Origin of the sequence: Rhodococcoides navarretei (assembly GCF_038069675.1) — a bacterium.
Lineage (GTDB): Bacteria > Actinomycetota > Actinomycetes > Mycobacteriales > Mycobacteriaceae > Rhodococcoides > Rhodococcoides navarretei.
On sequence record NZ_JBBPCN010000001.1, the window covers coordinates 957,901 to 974,560 of the forward strand.

Below are 16,660 nucleotides of genomic sequence, written 5' to 3' on the forward strand. Positions count from 1 at the left end.
CAGCCGCTCTACCGTCGCTGAGCCTCACGCGTGGCGGGATGTACGGCAATCAGACCGAGGCCGCGGCGACGCTTGCACAGCGACGCCAATTCGTCGTAGGCGGCTTTGCCGAGCAGTTCGGTCAATTCGGGCTTGTAGGACTCGAACACCTGCTTGGCACCGACGTGCGCGTCGGGCGAGCCCGAGCAGTACCAGTGCAGATCGAGTCCACCCTCGCCCCAGCCGCGTCGGTCGTATTCGCCGATGGTGGTCTTGAGGATCTCGGAGCCGTCGGGCCGCGTCACCCAATCCTGGGTGCGTCGGATCGGCAGCTGCCAGCACACGTCGGGCTTGACCTCGAGCGGTTCGATGCCCTTCCGCAGTGCCATCGAGTGCAAGGCGCACCCGATGCCACCCTCGAACCCGGGTCGGTTCTGGAAGATGCACGCACCCTTGTAGCGCCGCGTACGGAGGGACTGCTCGTCGTCGAGATCGTCGTATTCGACGTATCCCTTCTTGCCCAGACCCTTGTCCATGAGCTGCCAGTCCTGTGGGGTGAGCAACTTCACCGACTCGTCGAGCTTGCGTTTGTCGTCCTCGTCGGACAGGAATGCACCGTGCGAACAGCAGCCGTCGTCCGGCCGACCTTCGACGGTTCCCTGACACGCCGGAGTGCCGAACACGCAGGTCCAGTTGGACAGCAACCACGTCAGATCCGCGGCGATGAGGTGTTCCGGATTGTCGGGGTCCGGAAACTCGACCCATTCTCGGGGAAAATCCATCTCGACCTCTGCAGCGAACGACTGCTGCTCACGACCTGATGTCACAAAGGACGACGGTAGACCCAGTACCGTGGGTCTGTGCGATTAGGGGTGCTCGTGGAGGATGCCCACCGTGGCATGGGAACCTCGACGAGGTGTTGTTCGTTGGCTCGCTCGACCGGTGCAGCGCCTTCCGGGGCCGGTCCGAGGGCGACGCGGGCACAGACCGCGAGCGGCTCGAGGCAACTCATGGCCTTCGGATCGCGGATGACGGCAGTCGACCGTGCAGAATTGGAAGGCGTCAGGGCTGACAGGTCACCACGACCGGTGGCCGTGGCTCCGGTAGCGGAGGCGAACATGCGGGCATCGACGGTGCAGTCGCTCGAGATCCGTCCGTGGGCGCTGAGGGAAGGTTTGATCGTGAGGAAGCTGGACACCGTAATCGACGGCGATGTGGTGGGGAGTTCGATATGAGCGACGCCAACCCGGAAGACACCGGACAGATCTCGGTTGCCGAGTTGCTGGCCCGAAACGGCCAGAAGACGAACCTGAGCGCAGGCGGACGCCGTCGCCGTGGCGTCACCGGCGGGATCTCCGTCGCCGAACTGACCGGTGAGATACCCGTCGTGCGCGACGAGCCCGGTAACCGCAGCGCCCCGGTGGTCGAGACGCCTGCGATCGACGCCTCCGAGCCCGAGACACCCGACGTCGCACCGGCAGAGCCCCGGAACAGTGACGATGCATCCGCCCGCCCTCAACCGGCCCGGCCGCAGGGTGCACGCCCGACTCCGTTCCAACCCGCAGGCAGGCGCGAGAAGCAGCAGCCCGAGCCCGAATTGCTGTCCGGCTCCACCACGGTTGCCGGGGACTTGCTGAACCGCTCGCACGACGACACCGAACGCGGATTGCGGCCGGCTGCGCCCACGACGCCGGAACGGTTGCCGTACGGCTCGACATCGGCCGAGCAGGGTCGGGCCCGTACGCCTGCAGGATTCGCGCCGCCGCGACAGGTCGAGGTGGCCGAGCCGAACACGGACGTCGCCCCACGAGCAGCAGTGATCGACGTCGACGATCTGGCCAAGACGGCGGTGGCTCCGCGCATCAAGCGCGACGACGACCGAGCGAACTCGACCGACGAGAAGGCCGGGAGCACGCCCTCCGCCGCCACCGAAACCGTCGACCTCGTCAAGCCGAAGACCGGCGACAAGTCCGTGACCGGCGACAAGACCGAGACCGGCGACAAGACCGAAACCGAGACCGAGGCGAACGACACGAGTGCGGCAACTCGCTCCGGACGCCGCGTGTCGGCCGTCAAGAGCAAGGGCGGTGCCGTCCGACAGTGGCTGGCGCTCATCGGCCAGGCCGTGGTGTCCATCGTCGTCGGCGCGCTGCTGTTCAAGGGCTTCGAGCAACTGTGGGACGTGTTGCCGTGGGTCGCACTGGTGCTCGCGGTACTGGTCATCGTCGGACTCGTCGCCGTGGTGAGAATTCTGCGGCGCACCGACGATCTGATATCCATCGTCATCGCGATCGCCGTGGGTGTGTTCGTCACGCTCGGTCCGCTCGCCTTCCAGCTCAGTACCGGCTGAGTTCGACCGACGATGGCTACCAAGCGAATACCGATCGGGCTGTCCACCGCTTCGGTGTACCCGCAGAACACCGAGGCGGCCTTTCGCTACGCTGCCGAACTCGGCTACGACGGCGTCGAACTGATGGTGTGGGCCGAGTCGGTCAGCCAGGACGTCGACGCAGTGGCTGCTCTGTCGCGGGAGTACTCCATGCCGGTGCAGGCGATCCACGCGCCGTGCCTGCTGATCTCGCAGCGGGTGTGGGGATCCGATCCGATCGCCAAATTGGCCCGCTCGGTCGAGGCGGCCGAGAAACTGGACTCGGCGACGGTCGTGGTGCATCCGCCGTTCCGCTGGCAACGCAAGTACAGCGACGGCTTCTCCGATCAGGTCGCCGAACTCGAATCGAACTCGCACGTGGTGGTCGCCGTCGAGAACATGTTCCCGATGCGGGCCGACCGCTTCTTCGGACGCAAGGAGAAATCCGCGCAGCGCCTCGAACGACGCGGAGGCCCCGGAGCCGCTCTGTCGGCGTTCTCACCGTCCTACGACCCGACGGACGTCGGCCACGGTCATTACACGCTCGACCTCTCCCATACGGCCACCGCGGGCTCCGACGCGCTCGACATGCTCGACCGGATGGGTGAGGGCCTCGCGCATCTGCATCTGGCCGACGGCAGGGGAGCGTCGGTCGACGAGCACCTGATCCCCGGCCACGGCAGCCAGCCGTGCGTGGAGGTGTGCACCGAACTGGTCCGCCGCGGCTTCGAGGGGCAGGCGGTGATCGAGATCAACACGCAGAATGCGCGAACGGTCCCGGAGCGGTCGTCGATGCTCGGGCAGGCACTGGAGTTCGCCCGCGCACACCTGTCCTGAGGCCGACGGTAAGTTGTCGGGAATGAGTTCTGCCAGCCCCTTCACAGCCGCCACCACCCTGACCGCGCTCGAGGTCGCCGCCGACACCGCGTCGTTCGCGGGCGCGATCGACTCCACCTGGACCATCGGTCCGAAAGTGCACGGTGGGGCCATGCTCGCCGTCTGCGCGGCGGCAGCGCGCAGGCACATCGTCTCGACCGACCAGGAGCAGGCCGAGATCCAGCCGCTCGCGGTGAGCGTCAGCTACCTGGCCGCTCCCGATCCCGGCGAGGTTGCGCTGACGACGATCGTGCGCAAACGGGGTCGCCAGGTCTCGCACGTCGACGTCGAGCTCACCCAGGCCGGACGCGTTGCCGTGCGAGCGGTGGTCACCCTGGGTCGACCGGATTCCGAGAATCCGCACCACGAGACGCCGACGTCGCTGGCGCAGATGGCCGTCGAGCCTCCCGCCAACACGCTTGCGGTGGCAGGCGATCATCCGATGGCGTCGATCGTGCACGTCGCCAAGGGCTGCGAGATGCGAATCGACGCCACGTCGGCGTCGTTCCTGACCGGTCAGCAGGGTGAGGCGGAGATCCGGCTGTGGGTGCGTCCCTTCGCCGGAGACGAGGCCGACGTCGACACCGCAGTACTGTTCGCACTGATGACCGGCGACATCTCGGCCCCGGTGACGATGAACCGCGGAATGTTCGGTTGGGCTCCGACCGTGCAGTTGACGACCTACCTGCGCCGCCGTCCGGCACCGGGCTGGCTGCGGGTGGCTGCGACCAGCACCGTCATCGGCAACACCTGGTTCGAGGAGGACCACGTGGTGGTGGATTCGACGGGTGCCGTGGTGGTGCAGAGCAGACAGTTGGCGATGGTGCCGCGCTCGAACTGACATGGCAGGCTTGGTCGCATGACAAGAATTGCAGTGATCGGCGGCGGACGGATCGGCGAGGCGTTGATTGCGGGACTCCTCGAGTCCGGGCACGCGGTACGCGATCTGGTGGTCGCCGAGAAGTCGGAGAATCGCGCCAAGGAGATCGCGAAGGAGTTCGGCGTACTCACTACGACCGTCGGCGATGCGGCCGAGGGAGCCGACGTGATCGTGCTGGCGGTCAAGCCGGCCGACGTCGAAGGGGCACTGACCGAGATCACCAAGATCGATCTCGACGGCGACCGCGAACAACTCATCGTCTCACTGGCCGCAGGCGTCCCCACCACCAAGTTCGAGCCCAAGCTCCCCGCCGGCTTCCCTGTCGTTCGGGTCATGCCCAACACTCCTATGCTCGTGGGGGAGGGTGTCAGCGTGTTGGCTCCGGGTAAGTACGCCCGCGCGGAGCATCTCGAGCTCGTCCGCTCGATCCTCTCGGCCGTCGGCAAGGTGGTGGTGGTCAAGGAGAACCAGCTCGACGCCGTGACGGCCGTGTCCGGGTCGGGTCCGGCCTATTTCTTCCTGGTGGCAGAAGCCATGATCGACGCGGGAGTGGGCCTTGGATTGAGCCGCGAGGTGGCGTCGGCGCTCGTGGTGCAGACGATGGTGGGGTCGGGAGCAATGCTCGATCGCTCCGACGAGACCGCGAGCGAGCTCCGATACGCAGTGACCTCTCCGGGCGGAACGACCGCTGCTGCGGTGCGTGAATTGGAACGAAACGGCCTCCGAGCAGCGTTTTTCGATGCACTCGGTGCCGCCAACACCCGATCCGTTGAGATGGGCATCACAGCAGAATAAAAAATCTTTTCCCCACACCCGTCGCAGTAACCCCATCTGTCCCTATAGGCTCGGGGGCAGCACGTGCGTGTCTGTTCGGCAGGAGGGGAAGCCTGCCGCATGAGACGTGCCGGAGGTATGTGGATTGATGGCGTCTATAAACAAGCCGTCCAAGGGTTCGTCCCCGGACGGTCAACCGGCTCTGGCCGGAACGCAGTTCCTCACGGTCGCCGAAGTGGCGACGCTGATGAGGGTTTCGAAAATGACCGTGTACCGACTGGTGCACGGCGGAGAATTGCCCGCTGTACGGGTGGGTCGATCTTTTCGTGTGCACGCCAAGGCGGTGCACGACTATCTCGAGACCTCGTACTTCGACGCAGGCTAGTAGTGCACGCGGGGCCGGTTTCGTAACTACCGGTTCACACCGGTAGGATTGGCGATCGTCGTGCCAGCCAGCCGGTGTGTAGCCGTGGGCGAGTACGTGGCCCCAGCGCCAGCTCGGTGACCGAAGCCCCAGGGCTTGGTTGTCAGGTAGGCGTACGCAAACGGCGTGCGCGAAAACGCTAGAGAAGAACGTGAGGACACCCGCATGGGTTCAGTGATCAAGAAGCGTCGCAAGCGCATGTCGAAGAAGAAGCACCGCAAGTTGCTTCGTCGTACCCGCGTGCAGCGCAGGAAACTCGGCAAATAAGCCTGCCGTCATCTGCTTCACGGCGAAGCCCGTCACCCCTCGGTGGCGGGCTTCTTCCGTTCGAAGACGGCTTTGCTGCTCGCCCGCGCGAACTCCTGCCGATCCAGTAGGCTTTGCGGCGGAACCGATGTTGGGGGTGCGCAATGAGTCCGAGCGATCGTGGCATGGCCGCGCCCCGAGTGGTTCTGGTGACCGGAGCGAGTCGATTCCTCGGCGGTTACCTCGTCACCAGGCTCGCCCAGAACCCGCAGATCGAACGGGTCATCGCCGTCGATGCGAAGTCTCCGAGCAAGGACCTGCTGCGTCGCATGGGTCGCGCAGAATTCGTCCGCGCCGACATCCGTAATCCGCTGATCGGCAAAGTGATCCGCAATGCGGGGGTCGACACCGTCGTACACGCCGCCACCGTGGCCAAGCCCCCGAAGTCCGGTGGCCGCGCCACGATGAAGGATCTCAATGTCATCGGCGCGATGCAGCTGTTCGCCGTCTGCCAGAAGTCGCCTACCGTCGAGAAAGTGGTTCTGCGTTCGTCGTCCTCGGTGTACGGCTGCAGCGCCAAGGACCCGGTGAAATTCACCGAGGAGATGAGTGCTCGACGCCCACCGAGCGGTGCCTACGCACGGGACACCATCGATATCGAGGGATACATCCGCGGACTCGGCCGTCGACGACCGGACATCGCGGTGTCGATCCTGCGGATGGCTCCGCTGATCGGCCCACGACTGAACGGCACCATCTCGCGGTACATGACCTCGCCCCTGATCCCGAGCATCGTCGGCCGCGACGCGCGCATGCAGTTGCTGCACGAGGAAGACGCCCTCGCCGCGCTCGAACGCGCGACCATCGGCGGGTCGGCGGGCACGTTCAACATCGGAGCCGACGGCACGATCATGCTCTCCCAGGCAATTCGCCGTGCCGGCAGAGTTCAGGTGCCGGTGCCGTTCCCACTGTTCAAGAGTGTCGGCCGCGCCCTCATGGGCGGCATGATGCGCGAGTTCACCACCGAGCAACTCGACTACTTCCACTTCGGCTGCGGACTCGACACCACCCGCATGCGGTCCGTCCTCGGCTTCGAGCCGCGGTGGACCACGGTTCAGGCGTTCGACGATTTCGTCAAAGGTGCCGCGCTGCGCCCGGTCCTCAGAACCGAGTGGGTCGACAGCGTGGAGGAACGTATGGTCGCGGCCGTCGAAACCGGCGCGTCGACGGCGCGCGCACTGGCGTCGCTGCGTAGTCGGGAAACAGTGCCTGGTTCGGGAGGGGACGGGTGAGGGACGTGGCCAAAGTGATTCCACTGCACGGTGGCACCACCGGTCGCGCGGCCCGCGCAGCACAGGGCTCGCGTGAACGGCACCCCTCCGCGTACGCAGATCCTCGGGAGCCGACGCCGTTGCTCGACCCGGCCCCGGTCGACGCGGCGGCCGTAACGGCAGCGACAGCGGCACCGTTGCTGTCGATGATCGACGACACCAAGACCACGATCGTCGACCAGATCTCCTCGGTCGCGGAGTTCGTGCGCAGGCGTGTTGCCGGTGACTACAGCGTCGACGAGTTCGGCTACGACCCGCATTTCGCCGACGCCGTCTGGCTGCCGTTGCTGCGACCGCTGTTCGACAAGTGGTTCCGCGTCGAGGTCAAGGGAATCGAGAACATCCCGTCCGACGGCGGCGCGCTCGTCGTCGCCAACCACGCCGGCGTCGTGCCGGTCGATGCGCTGATGGCCTCGGTCGCCGTGCGCGATCATCACCCGGCGCACCGCCCACTGCGAATGTTGGCCGCCGACATGGCATTCGAGATGCCAGGAGTCGGGACGATCGCGCGCAAGGCCGGGCACACTCTGGCGTGCAATCCTGATGCCGAGCGACTGCTGCGCACCGGCGAGGTGGCCGCGGTGTTCCCCGAGGGATTCAAGGGGATCGGCAAGCCGTTCAGCGAGCGGTACAAGTTGCAGCGCTTCGGTCGCGGCGGTTTCGTCTCGGCTGCGCTGCGAACGGGCGCACCGATCATCCCGTGCTCCATCGTCGGGTCGGAGGAGATCTACCCCAAGATCGGCGACATCGCTCCGCTGGCACGACTGATGGGGATGCCGTACTTTCCGGTCACGCCGTTCTTTCCGCACCTCGGTCCGCTGGGGCTGATCCCGTTGCCGTCCAAGTGGTACATCGAGTTCGGCAAGCCGATCCACACCGACTCGTACGACTCCACCGCGTTCGAGGATCCGATGGTGCTGTTCGAGTTGACCGACCACGTCCGCGAAACCATTCAGCACACGCTCTACCGACTGCTTGCCAAGAGACGCAACGTCTTTCTGGGATAGCCGGCACGCCGGGTTATCGTGTGGCCGTGCTCATTCGCGATACCACCATCGACGACCTGCCCGAGATTCTCGACATCCACAACGATGCGGTCGCCAACACCACGGCCATCTGGGACGAGGAACAGGTCGACCTCGCCGACCGCACAGCGTGGTTCGAGGGTCGGATCGCCGCGGGATACCCCGTCCTGACGGCCGACGTCGACGGACAGGTGGCCGGATACGCGTCGTACGGGCAGTGGCGGGTCAAGAGCGGGTACCGGCACTCGGTGGAGCACTCGGTGTACATCCACCGAGATTTCTACCGGCGCGGCCTGGCCAGCGCCCTGCTCAGTGAATTGATCGCGCGCGCCGAGGCCGGCGACGTGCACGTACTGGTGGGGTTCATCGAATCCGAGAACACCACGTCGATCGCACTGCACGAGAAGTTCGGGTTCGTCACGGTCGGGCAGATGCCGGAGGTCGGCGTCAAATTCGGTCGGTGGCTGGACCTGACGCTGATGCAACTGACGCTGTGACCTGCGAGCGCCGAGCGGATCACCCCTTGCGGCGGCCGATCACGGCGGCCAGCCCGCCGCCCACCGCGCCCAAGGCCAACGCAGTCGGGACACCGATCTTGGCGGCCTTGCGTCCGGTGCGGTAGTCGCGGATCTCCCAACCGCGATTCTTGGCCAGCTCCCGCAGATCGGGATCGGGATTGATCGCTACGGCAGTGCCGACGAGCGACAGCATCGGGACATCGTTGTGGCTGTCCGAGTACGCGGTGCAGCGCTTGAGATTGAGACCCTCCCGCACCGCGAGCGAGCGCACCGCGTGGGCTTTGCCGATGCCGTGCAGGATGTCGCCGACGAGACGACCCGTGAACACCCCGTCCTTGCTCTCGGCGACCGTTCCGAGCGCCCCGGTCAAGCCGAGGCGTTTGGCGATGATCTGAGCCAGCTCGAGGGGAGTGGCCGTCACCAGCCAGACCTGCTGACCGGCGTCCAGGTGCATCTGGGCGAGTGCCCGGGTACCGGCCCAGATCTTGTCGGCGATCACCTCGTCGTAGATCTCCTCGCCGAGACTGGACAGCTCCGAGGTGGGACGGCCGGTGATGAACGAGAGCGCCTTCTCTCGTCCGCTCGCCACGTCCTCGCTGTTCTCTTTCCCGCTGACCCTGAATTTGACCTGCTGCCAAGCGAATTGAGCCAGATCACCGCTGGTGAAGTATTTGCGGGCGGCCAACCCGCGTGCGAAGTGAATGATCGACGCGCCCTGCACCATCGTGTTGTCCACGTCGAAGAAAGCCGCAGCAGTCAGATCTCGCGGAACGGCACCCTCGGACTCGATCTGCAACGCCAGAGCGGCATCGGCACTGGCCTGACCTGCAACGTTGGCGCGGACCTCGGCGTCCGTCGGACCGAACGGATTGCGGATTCTGCGGATACGGCGCTTGAACTGCTTGTCTCCGCTCGGATCGTTCGTATCGACCGTGTCGATATCGGGCGTGTTCTCGATCGGCAGGTCTGTTCCCCCGTCACTCACGTCCGTCCTCCTCCCAGTCGAGTCGCTCGCCGCAAGCCTAGTCGGGGTTGCTCGGAAGGCAGGCGAAGGGCAGCACTCGACGCCCCCGCCCGGACCGGGGACTGTGACCTTCGTCTCCGTTGCGGTCGTGTCACAGTGGACGCATGCAGACGACCCCCACCGGCGTGGCTCTTCTCACGCGCGCAGGCTGCCATTCCTGCACCCACGCCTTCGAGGTATTGAGCGAGGTGTGCCGCGAATTCGGCGTGGCCGTGACGGTCGTCGACGTCGACGAGGCGGCAGCGGAATCGCCTGACCTGCGTGCGGAGTACGGCGATCGAGTGCCCGTGGTGCTCCTCGACGGCATCGAACACAGTTACTGGGAGGTAGACGTGCCGCGATTGCGGGCCGATCTCACCCGGGCAGGGCACCCTAAGAACGTGTGATTGCTCTCGCGTGTGCAGGTGAAGGCCGGTGTGCGCAACTTTGTTCATTCGTTCACAAGCGGTTACCGTGGTGTGAACAGCGTCCGTGAACAAGACACGAACGCAGGATCAGCGTGAAGATCGGCCGTCGTTGCCGTTCGGACGAGGAGCCCCAGACGTGACCGAAGAGCGCCCGTCGCCCAGCGGCGTAGAGCGGGTCATCCCTCAGGCTACGGTCACCCGTCTGGCGACATACCTGCGGGTCCTCTCGATCCTCGCAGACGAGGGCGTCCTGATCGTTTCCAGTGAAGAACTGGCCACCGCAGCAGGAGTCGGATCGGCCAAGCTGCGCAAGGACCTCTCTTTCCTCGGCCCCAACGGCGTTCGCGGAGTCGGCTACGACGTCGCCCGCTTGCGCGCGAAGATCGACAGCGCACTCGGACTCGATCGAGGCCACCGCGTCGTCCTGGCGGGAGTCGGCAACCTGGGGCAGGCCCTGGCCGGTTACGGCGGATTCGCCCGACGCGGCTTCACCATGGTCGGCCTGTTCGACAGTGACCCGGCGCGCGTGGGCACCGAGATCGACGGCCTCACCGTCCGGCACGTCGACGAACTCGTCGTCGCCTGCCGCGAACTCGAAGCCACCATCGGCGTCATCGCCACCCCGGACGAGGCCGTGCACGGTGTCGCCCAGCAGCTCGTCGACGGTGGCGTCGAATGCATCCTGAGCTTCTCGCCGATGGTTCTCGACGTCCCGGACCACGTCGAGGTGCGGCGCGTCGACCTGGCCGTGGAGATGCAGGTGCTCTCCTTCAACAGCTCGCGCAACGTCTCCGGGCCTGCGGGTATCGCCGATCCGGCCATCGTCGTCGCGCCCCGGCCGGTCTCGCCGCCCCCACTGACGTCGTCACCGCTCACGTCCACGGCACGCCTCGGCCGCAGTCACGGCCCGCGTATCGCCGGTAACCCAAACCCAGTCAACAGTTCGACAAGAAACGGATCGGTGATTGCACCGTGAGTGTCCTTCTCGTCGGGATATCGCACCGTAGCGCTCCCGTCGCAGTCCTCGAGCGTGTCGCCATCACGGACACCGATCGCCCGAAACTGACCGACAAGCTGATGGCCAGCGGAAGCATTTCCGAGGTCATGGTGGTGTCCACGTGCAATCGCGTCGAGATCTACGCCGTCGTCGACGCCTTCCACGGCGCGCTGACCGCCGTCGGCGAGGTTCTCGGTGAACATTCCGGGCTGGAGATCGCGGACCTGACCAGACACGCGTACGTCCGCTACAGCGAGGCGGCCGTCGAGCACCTCTTCGCCGTTGCCAGCGGCCTGGACTCGATGGTCATCGGCGAGCAGCAGATCCTGGGCCAGATCCGTTCGGCCTACGCCGCCTCGGACGGTCAGCAAGCCTCGGGCCGGGTGATGCACGAACTGGCTCAACAGGCCCTCCGCGTCGGCAAGCGCGTGCACAGCGAAACCGGAATCGACGCCGCCGGAGCCTCGGTGGTCTCGGTGGCCCTCGACCGCGCCGCCGACATGTTCGACGGTTCCCTCGCCGGCCGCAAGGCCGTGGTCCTCGGAGCCGGAGCGATGGGCGGACTCGCCGTCGCACATCTCGGCCGCGCAGGCATCGGTGGGCTGACCGTCGTCAACCGCACTCGCGAGCGAGCCGACCACCTGGCCGAGAACGCCGTCTCCAACGGCATCCCCGCAACCTCCGTCGCCCTCGAAAGCCTCGCCGACGCAGTCGCCGAGGCCGACATCCTCCTCACCTGTACCGGAGCGGTGGGGGCCGTGGTCTCCATCGCCGACGCCCACCTCGCACTCGCTCGCCGCGGTTCCGAACGCCCGTTGGTGATCTGCGACCTCGGTCTGCCGCGTGACGTCGACGCCGCGGTCTCGGGCCTGCCGGGCATCACCGTCTTCGACATGGAGTCCCTGCAGCGCGATCCCGCTGCCGGTGCCGCGGCGAACGACGCGTCCGCTGCTCGCGAGATCGTGTCGAGCGAACTGTCGGGTTACCTTGCCGGACAACGACTTGCCGAGGTCACCCCCACCGTCACGGCGCTGCGTCAACGTGCTGCCGAGGTGGTCGAGGGAGAGCTGCTGCGTCTCGAATCGCGGCTGCCCGGGCTCGACTCGCCGCAACGCGACGAGGTGGCCCGCACCGTGCGACGCGTCGTGGACAAGCTGCTGCATTCGCCCACCGTGCGCGTCAAGCAACTCGCCAGCACCCCGGGCGGAGATTCCTACGCCGCTGCGCTGCGTGAACTGTTCGAGCTGAGCCCCGGCTCGGTCGACGCTGTCGCCACGCCGATGGAGATCGGCTCGCTGGAACTGGTCGACGACTTCACCGCCAGCCGCACCGATCCGCGCTCGGACTCCTACCCCGGCGGAACCACCGGTCAGGAGCGTGCCGAATGACCGACATCGTCAAGATCGGTACTCGCGGAAGCCTTCTCGCGACCACCCAGGCCGACACCGTCCGGGTGGCCCTCGCGGCAGCCGGAGTCGAAGCCGAGCTGGTCATCGTCAAGACTGCAGGCGATCTGTCCGCTGCGCCCGTGCAGACGATCGGCGTCGGAGTCTTCACCGCCGCGCTGCGTGAGGCGCTGGCCGACGGCACCTGCGACATCGCCGTGCACTCGTACAAGGACCTGCCGACGGCGGCCGACGATCGATTCACCATCGCCGCGATTCCCGCTCGCGAGGATCCGCGCGATGCCCTGGTCGCCCGTGACGGACTGGTGCTCGGCGAGTTGCCCGCCGAGGCGAAGGTCGGTACGTCCGCGCCCCGTCGCATCGCTCAATTGCGTGCTCTCGGACAGGGATTGGACGTTCTGCCGTTGCGCGGCAACCTCGACACCAGGATCGGGAAGGTGGCGTCGGGTGAGCTCGACGCCGTCATCGTCGCTCGCGCCGGACTGGCCCGTATCGGCAGGTTGGATGTCGTCACCGAGGCCCTGGATCCGGTGCAGTTGCTCCCGGCACCGGCTCAGGGCGCGCTGGCAGTCGAATGTCGCGTCGAGGACACCGATCTCGCGGCGGCCATCGCCACTCTCGACGACGCCCACTCACGCGCCGCTGTGGCAGCCGAACGCGGACTGCTCGCCGAACTCGAAGCCGGCTGCACCGCGCCGGTCGGGGCGATCGCAGAGGTCGTCGAGTCCATCGACGAGGACGGCCGCATCTTCGACGAACTCTCGTTGCGGGGTTGCGTCGCTGCCATCGACGGCAGCGACACCATCCGCGCGTCGATCGTCGGCTCACCCGACCGAGCCGAGGAGTTGGGCCGGGAACTTGCCCGCGAACTACTCGATCTCGGTGCGCGCGAACTCGTTTCAGTCACCGAACCAGCGCAGGCAGGTTCTCAGGTACAGGGTGGATCTCATGTCTAGGGCCATAACGGCACCCGTCCGCGGACGCGCCAAACGCACGGCGACCCGTCCGGTGGTGCGAAGAGAGTCGATCGCCACCGCTCGACTGATTCCCAAACGGGGCACCGCAACCCCGATAGAACTGCAGTACCCACACAAGACAGCACTGGAGAACAACCGATGAGCCCAGTCCGCAAGAACACCAACGGACGGATCCTGTTCGTGGGATCCGGGCCCGGTGACCCGGCTCTGCTCACGGTCCGGGCACGGGAAGTGCTCGGAGCGGCCGAGCTCGCATTCACCGATCCCGACGTCGACAAGGGCGTCACCGCCCTGGTCGGTGCCGACGTTGCGCGTGACCCGGAGACGGGCGAGAACGGTGTCGAAGTTCGGCCGGCACTCGGCGAACCCGCCGAGGTCGCGAAAACGCTTCTCGCCGAAGCCAAGAACGGCCACGACGTGGTTCGCCTGGTCTCCGGTGATCCGCTCACCACCGACTCGGTGATCGCCGAGGTCAGCGCCGTCGCTCGCACGCACGTGCCGTTCGAGGTGCTCCCCGGCCTGCCGTCCGGATCCGCGGTGCCCAGCTACGCCGGCATGGCACTCGGCTCGGGTCACACCGAGGCCGACGTCCGCGGCGAGGTCGACTGGGCCGCACTCGCGGCTGCTCCGGGCCCGCTGGTACTGCACGCAACCTCGGGCCACCTGGCCGAAACCGCCAGTGCCCTCGTCGAACACGGACTCGCTCCGCAGACGCCCGCGGCCATCACCGTCCGCGGAACCACCCGTCAGCAGCGCACCGTCGAGGCCACCCTCGCCACCCTCAACGATGCCGGTTCCGAGCTCGTCGGATCGCTCGTCGTCACCGTGGGCAAGGTCGTCTCGGGTCGAAACAAGATGTCCTGGTGGGAGTCTCGCGCGCTGTACGGCTGGACCGTGCTGGTGCCGCGTACCAAGGATCAGGCAGGGGAGATGAGCGATCGACTCGTCACCCACGGAGCCATCCCCATCGAGGTCCCGACCATCGCGGTCGAGCCCCCGCGCAGCCCGGCCCAGATGGAGCGTTCCGTCAAGGGCCTGGTCGACGGCCGCTACCAGTGGGTCGTGTTCACCTCCACCAACGCCGTTCGCGCCGTGTGGGAGAAGTTCGAGGAGTTCGGGCTGGACGCTCGGGCGTTCTCGGGCGTCAAGATCGCCTGCGTCGGCGAGGCCACCGCAGCGAAGGTGCGCTCGTTCGGCATCAACCCCGAGCTCGTGCCGTCGGGTGAACAGAGCTCGCTGGGTCTGCTCGAGGACTTCCCGCCGTACGACGAGGTCTTCGACCCGGTCAACCGAGTTCTCCTGCCGCGTGCCGACATCGCCACCGAAACTCTCGCCGAGGGTCTGCGCGAGCGGGGCTGGGAGATCGACGACGTCACCGCGTACCGCACCGTCCGGGCAGCACCGCCCCCCGCCGAGACCCGCGAGATGATCAAGACCGGCGGCTTCGACGCAGTGTGCTTCACGTCGAGTTCCACCGTCCGGAACCTGGTCGGCATCGCCGGAAAGCCACACGCCCGCACCCTCGTTGCGTGCATCGGCCCCAAGACCGCCGAGACGGCCGTCGAATTCGGTCTGCGCGTGGACGTGCAGCCCGAGTCGGCTCAGGTCGGACCGCTGGTCGAGGCTCTCGCCGAGCACGCGGCTCGCCTGCGGGCCGAGGGTGCACTGCCCCCGCCGCGAAAGAAGTCGCGCCGCCGGTAACCCGGTCGCGGATCTCACGATCGACACACCCGGTCCGTAAGGAGTTCGCTTGTTCCCCACCGACCGTCCCCGACGCCTACGCCGTACCCCGGCACTGCGTCGGCTCGTGGCCGAAACCTCCCTCGCGCCACGGCATCTGGTGTTGCCGATGTTCGTGGCCGACGGCATCTCCGAGCCGCGGGCGATCAGCTCGATGCCCGGGGTGCATCAGCACACGCTCGACTCGCTGAGTGCTGCGGCCGAGGCGGCCGTGGCGGCCGGTGTCGGCGGCATCATGCTGTTCGGTGTCCCCAAGGTCGAGGACAAGGACGAGAACGGTTCGGGCGCAACGGATCCGGACGGAATTCTCAACCGTGGCCTGGCCCGTCTGAAAGTCGACCTCGGTGACTCGACGGTCATCATGGCCGACACCTGCCTGGACGAGTTCACCTCCCACGGACACTGCGGAGTCCTGGGGGAGAACGGTTCCATCGACAACGACGCCACCCTGCTGCGCTACGTCGATATGGCCGTCGCGCAGGCGGAGTCCGGTGCCCACCTGCTCGGACCGAGCGGAATGATGGACGGGCAGGTCGGTGCGATCCGCGCCGGACTCGACGCCGCCGGCCACGTCGAGGTCGGTCAGCTGGCGTACTCGGCGAAGTACGCCTCGGCGTTCTACGGTCCGTTCCGCGAAGCAGTGGGGTCCTCGCTGCAGGGCGATCGCCGCACGTATCAGCAGGACGCGGCCAACCGTCGCGAGGCGACCCACGAGGTGGAGCTCGATCTCGCCGAGGGAGCCGACATGGTGATGGTCAAGCCCGCGATGTCGTATCTCGATATTCTGCGCGATGTCGCAGAGATGTCACCGGTTCCGGTTGCGGCGTACCAGATATCCGGGGAATATGCCATGATCACCGCCGCCGCGCAGAACGGCTGGATCGATCGCGACGCAGCGGTACTGGAATCGCTCGTCGGGATTCGGCGAGCCGGTGCCGACGTCGTACTGACCTATTGGGCTACCGAAGTGGCGGGCTGGCTGTGAACGATCTCCCCCCGAACAACAATCCGGACGGCAACAACCCCGACAGCAACGTTCCGGGCAATCCACCGCCGCAGCCCGACTGGCAGCGTTGGGAGATCGAGCACGGGTTTCCGCAGAGCGCCCCGGAATTCGAGCCGACGCCGCGTCCGGCACCCGTCGACGTCGAGACCGCCCGCCACCTCTGGTGGGGAGTGGCGCTGATCGGGGCGCTTTCGGCGCTGTTCTCGGTGTGGACGCTGTTCGGGGCGCGCGAGGAATTTGCGCAGTCCCTGCTCGACGATCTCGCAGCGCAGGACGCTGCCGCCGACATGACGGTGGAGTCCACGCAGTCGATGGTGACGGTGATGCTCGTCGTCACGGTGTTCGTCGTGCTCGGTTTCGGGGCGTTGTTCCTGTTCTGGGTCAAGCGAATGCGTGCTGGCAAACTGTGGGCGCGCATGCTGCTCACCGTCATCGGATCGTTCACCGTGTTCACCACGATTCTCGAGCTGTTCTCGATCGCGTCGAGCGCAGGCGCGATGAACGTCGTGATGAGTGTGCTCGGCATCGGCCAGGGTGTCTTGGCTGCCGGGGCGATCTATCTGATGCACCGCCGGGAATCCAACGAATACTTCGTCGCCTCGGCAAAACGATAATTTCGGGCGTGTTCTCGGCTACAGCCTCGTCATGTGACTAGCATCACTCTCGATATCTTCTCGAGTGA

At 66.5% G+C, this 16,660-nt stretch carries 19 protein-coding genes and 1 pseudogene; 18 read left to right on the top strand and 2 right to left on the bottom strand.

Annotation, left to right across the window (positions count from 1 at the left end):
• Window positions 1–8: 8 nt before the first annotated feature.
• The gene (locus AABD04_RS04750) at window positions 9–761 is read right to left on the bottom strand and encodes a hypothetical protein (protein ID WP_243596526.1); all 753 of its coding nucleotides are present in this window, start codon (window positions 759–761) and stop codon (window positions 9–11) included.
• A 111-nt stretch (window positions 762–872) separates the two neighbouring features.
• Between AABD04_RS04750 and AABD04_RS04755 the strand changes: the two are divergent.
• The 10 genes and pseudogenes from AABD04_RS04755 to AABD04_RS04800 form a co-directional block, all read left to right on the top strand.
• Window positions 873–1,214, top strand: a pseudogene (locus AABD04_RS04755) (Ppx/GppA phosphatase family protein); the annotation flags it as partial.
• Entirely contained in the window at window positions 1,211–2,329 is a 1,119-nt protein-coding gene (locus tag AABD04_RS04760) for a hypothetical protein (RefSeq protein ID WP_341440407.1), read from the top strand. The pseudogene AABD04_RS04755 and the gene AABD04_RS04760, both read left to right, overlap by 4 nt.
• Window positions 2,330–2,341: 12 nt before the next feature.
• Window positions 2,342–3,184, top strand: coding sequence for a sugar phosphate isomerase/epimerase family protein (locus AABD04_RS04765; protein ID WP_335741650.1), 843 nt, complete (start codon window positions 2,342–2,344; stop codon window positions 3,182–3,184).
• Between the two features lie 22 nt (window positions 3,185–3,206).
• Window positions 3,207–4,064: a thioesterase family protein gene (locus AABD04_RS04770; protein WP_341440408.1), complete on the top strand. Its 858-nt coding sequence runs from the start codon at window positions 3,207–3,209 to the stop codon at window positions 4,062–4,064.
• Between the two features lie 18 nt (window positions 4,065–4,082).
• Complete coding sequence (proC, locus tag AABD04_RS04775) at window positions 4,083–4,898, top strand: pyrroline-5-carboxylate reductase (RefSeq protein ID WP_341440409.1); 816 nt, start codon at window positions 4,083–4,085, stop codon at window positions 4,896–4,898.
• Window positions 4,899–5,025: 127 nt separating this feature from the next.
• Complete coding sequence (locus AABD04_RS04780) at window positions 5,026–5,262, top strand: helix-turn-helix domain-containing protein (RefSeq protein ID WP_008713658.1); 237 nt, start codon at window positions 5,026–5,028, stop codon at window positions 5,260–5,262.
• A 204-nt stretch (window positions 5,263–5,466) separates the two neighbouring features.
• The gene (locus tag AABD04_RS04785; protein WP_003402602.1) at window positions 5,467–5,568 is read left to right on the top strand and encodes a 30S ribosomal protein bS22; all 102 of its coding nucleotides are present in this window, start codon (window positions 5,467–5,469) and stop codon (window positions 5,566–5,568) included.
• Between the two features lie 143 nt (window positions 5,569–5,711).
• On the top strand, window positions 5,712–6,839 hold the full coding sequence (locus AABD04_RS04790) for an NAD-dependent epimerase/dehydratase family protein (protein WP_243596443.1): 1,128 nt from the start codon (window positions 5,712–5,714) through the stop codon (window positions 6,837–6,839).
• A complete protein-coding gene (locus tag AABD04_RS04795; protein WP_341440410.1) occupies window positions 6,836–7,885 on the top strand; it encodes a lysophospholipid acyltransferase family protein in 1,050 nt (349 codons plus the stop codon). The genes AABD04_RS04790 and AABD04_RS04795 overlap by 4 nt, the downstream gene beginning before the upstream one ends.
• A gap of 26 nt (window positions 7,886–7,911) precedes the next feature.
• Complete coding sequence (locus AABD04_RS04800; protein WP_341440411.1) at window positions 7,912–8,400, top strand: GNAT family N-acetyltransferase; 489 nt, start codon at window positions 7,912–7,914, stop codon at window positions 8,398–8,400.
• Window positions 8,401–8,419: 19 nt separating this feature from the next.
• Here the strand turns inward: AABD04_RS04800 and AABD04_RS04805 are convergent, their stop codons facing one another.
• Window positions 8,420–9,361 carry an HAD family hydrolase gene (locus AABD04_RS04805; protein WP_341442954.1) on the bottom strand — a complete coding sequence of 314 codons (942 nt, stop codon included), beginning with the start codon at window positions 9,359–9,361 and terminating at the stop codon, window positions 8,420–8,422.
• Between the two features lie 188 nt (window positions 9,362–9,549).
• Between AABD04_RS04805 and AABD04_RS04810 the strand changes: the two genes are divergently transcribed.
• The 8 genes from AABD04_RS04810 (at window position 9,550) to AABD04_RS04845 (ending at window position 16,592) form a co-directional block, all read left to right on the top strand.
• A complete protein-coding gene (locus AABD04_RS04810) occupies window positions 9,550–9,831 on the top strand; it encodes a glutaredoxin family protein (protein WP_243596440.1) in 282 nt (93 codons plus the stop codon).
• Between the two features lie 157 nt (window positions 9,832–9,988).
• Window positions 9,989–10,828: a redox-sensing transcriptional repressor Rex gene (locus AABD04_RS04815; protein ID WP_341440412.1), complete on the top strand. Its 840-nt coding sequence runs from the start codon at window positions 9,989–9,991 to the stop codon at window positions 10,826–10,828.
• Window positions 10,825–12,237 (top strand): glutamyl-tRNA reductase, encoded by a 1,413-nt coding sequence (locus AABD04_RS04820; protein ID WP_341440413.1) that lies wholly within the window; start codon window positions 10,825–10,827, stop codon window positions 12,235–12,237. The genes AABD04_RS04815 and AABD04_RS04820 overlap by 4 nt, the downstream gene beginning before the upstream one ends.
• 5 nt (window positions 12,238–12,242) lie before the next feature.
• Entirely contained in the window at window positions 12,243–13,211 is a 969-nt protein-coding gene (gene hemC / locus AABD04_RS04825; protein ID WP_341442955.1) for a hydroxymethylbilane synthase, read from the top strand.
• The gene (locus AABD04_RS04830) at window positions 13,204–13,374 is read left to right on the top strand and encodes a hypothetical protein (protein ID WP_155289207.1); all 171 of its coding nucleotides are present in this window, start codon (window positions 13,204–13,206) and stop codon (window positions 13,372–13,374) included. Before hemC ends, AABD04_RS04830 begins: the two co-directional genes overlap by 8 nt.
• Window positions 13,371–14,933, top strand: a complete 1,563-nt coding sequence (locus tag AABD04_RS04835) for a bifunctional uroporphyrinogen-III C-methyltransferase/uroporphyrinogen-III synthase (RefSeq protein WP_243596437.1) — start codon at window positions 13,371–13,373, stop codon at window positions 14,931–14,933. The genes AABD04_RS04830 and AABD04_RS04835 overlap by 4 nt, the downstream gene beginning before the upstream one ends.
• A gap of 49 nt (window positions 14,934–14,982) precedes the next feature.
• Window positions 14,983–15,957, top strand: a complete 975-nt coding sequence (hemB, locus tag AABD04_RS04840; protein WP_341440414.1) for a porphobilinogen synthase — start codon at window positions 14,983–14,985, stop codon at window positions 15,955–15,957.
• The gene (locus tag AABD04_RS04845) at window positions 15,954–16,592 is read left to right on the top strand and encodes a hypothetical protein (RefSeq protein WP_341440415.1); all 639 of its coding nucleotides are present in this window, start codon (window positions 15,954–15,956) and stop codon (window positions 16,590–16,592) included. Before hemB ends, AABD04_RS04845 begins: the two co-directional genes overlap by 4 nt.
• Window positions 16,593–16,660 lie beyond the last annotated feature (68 nt).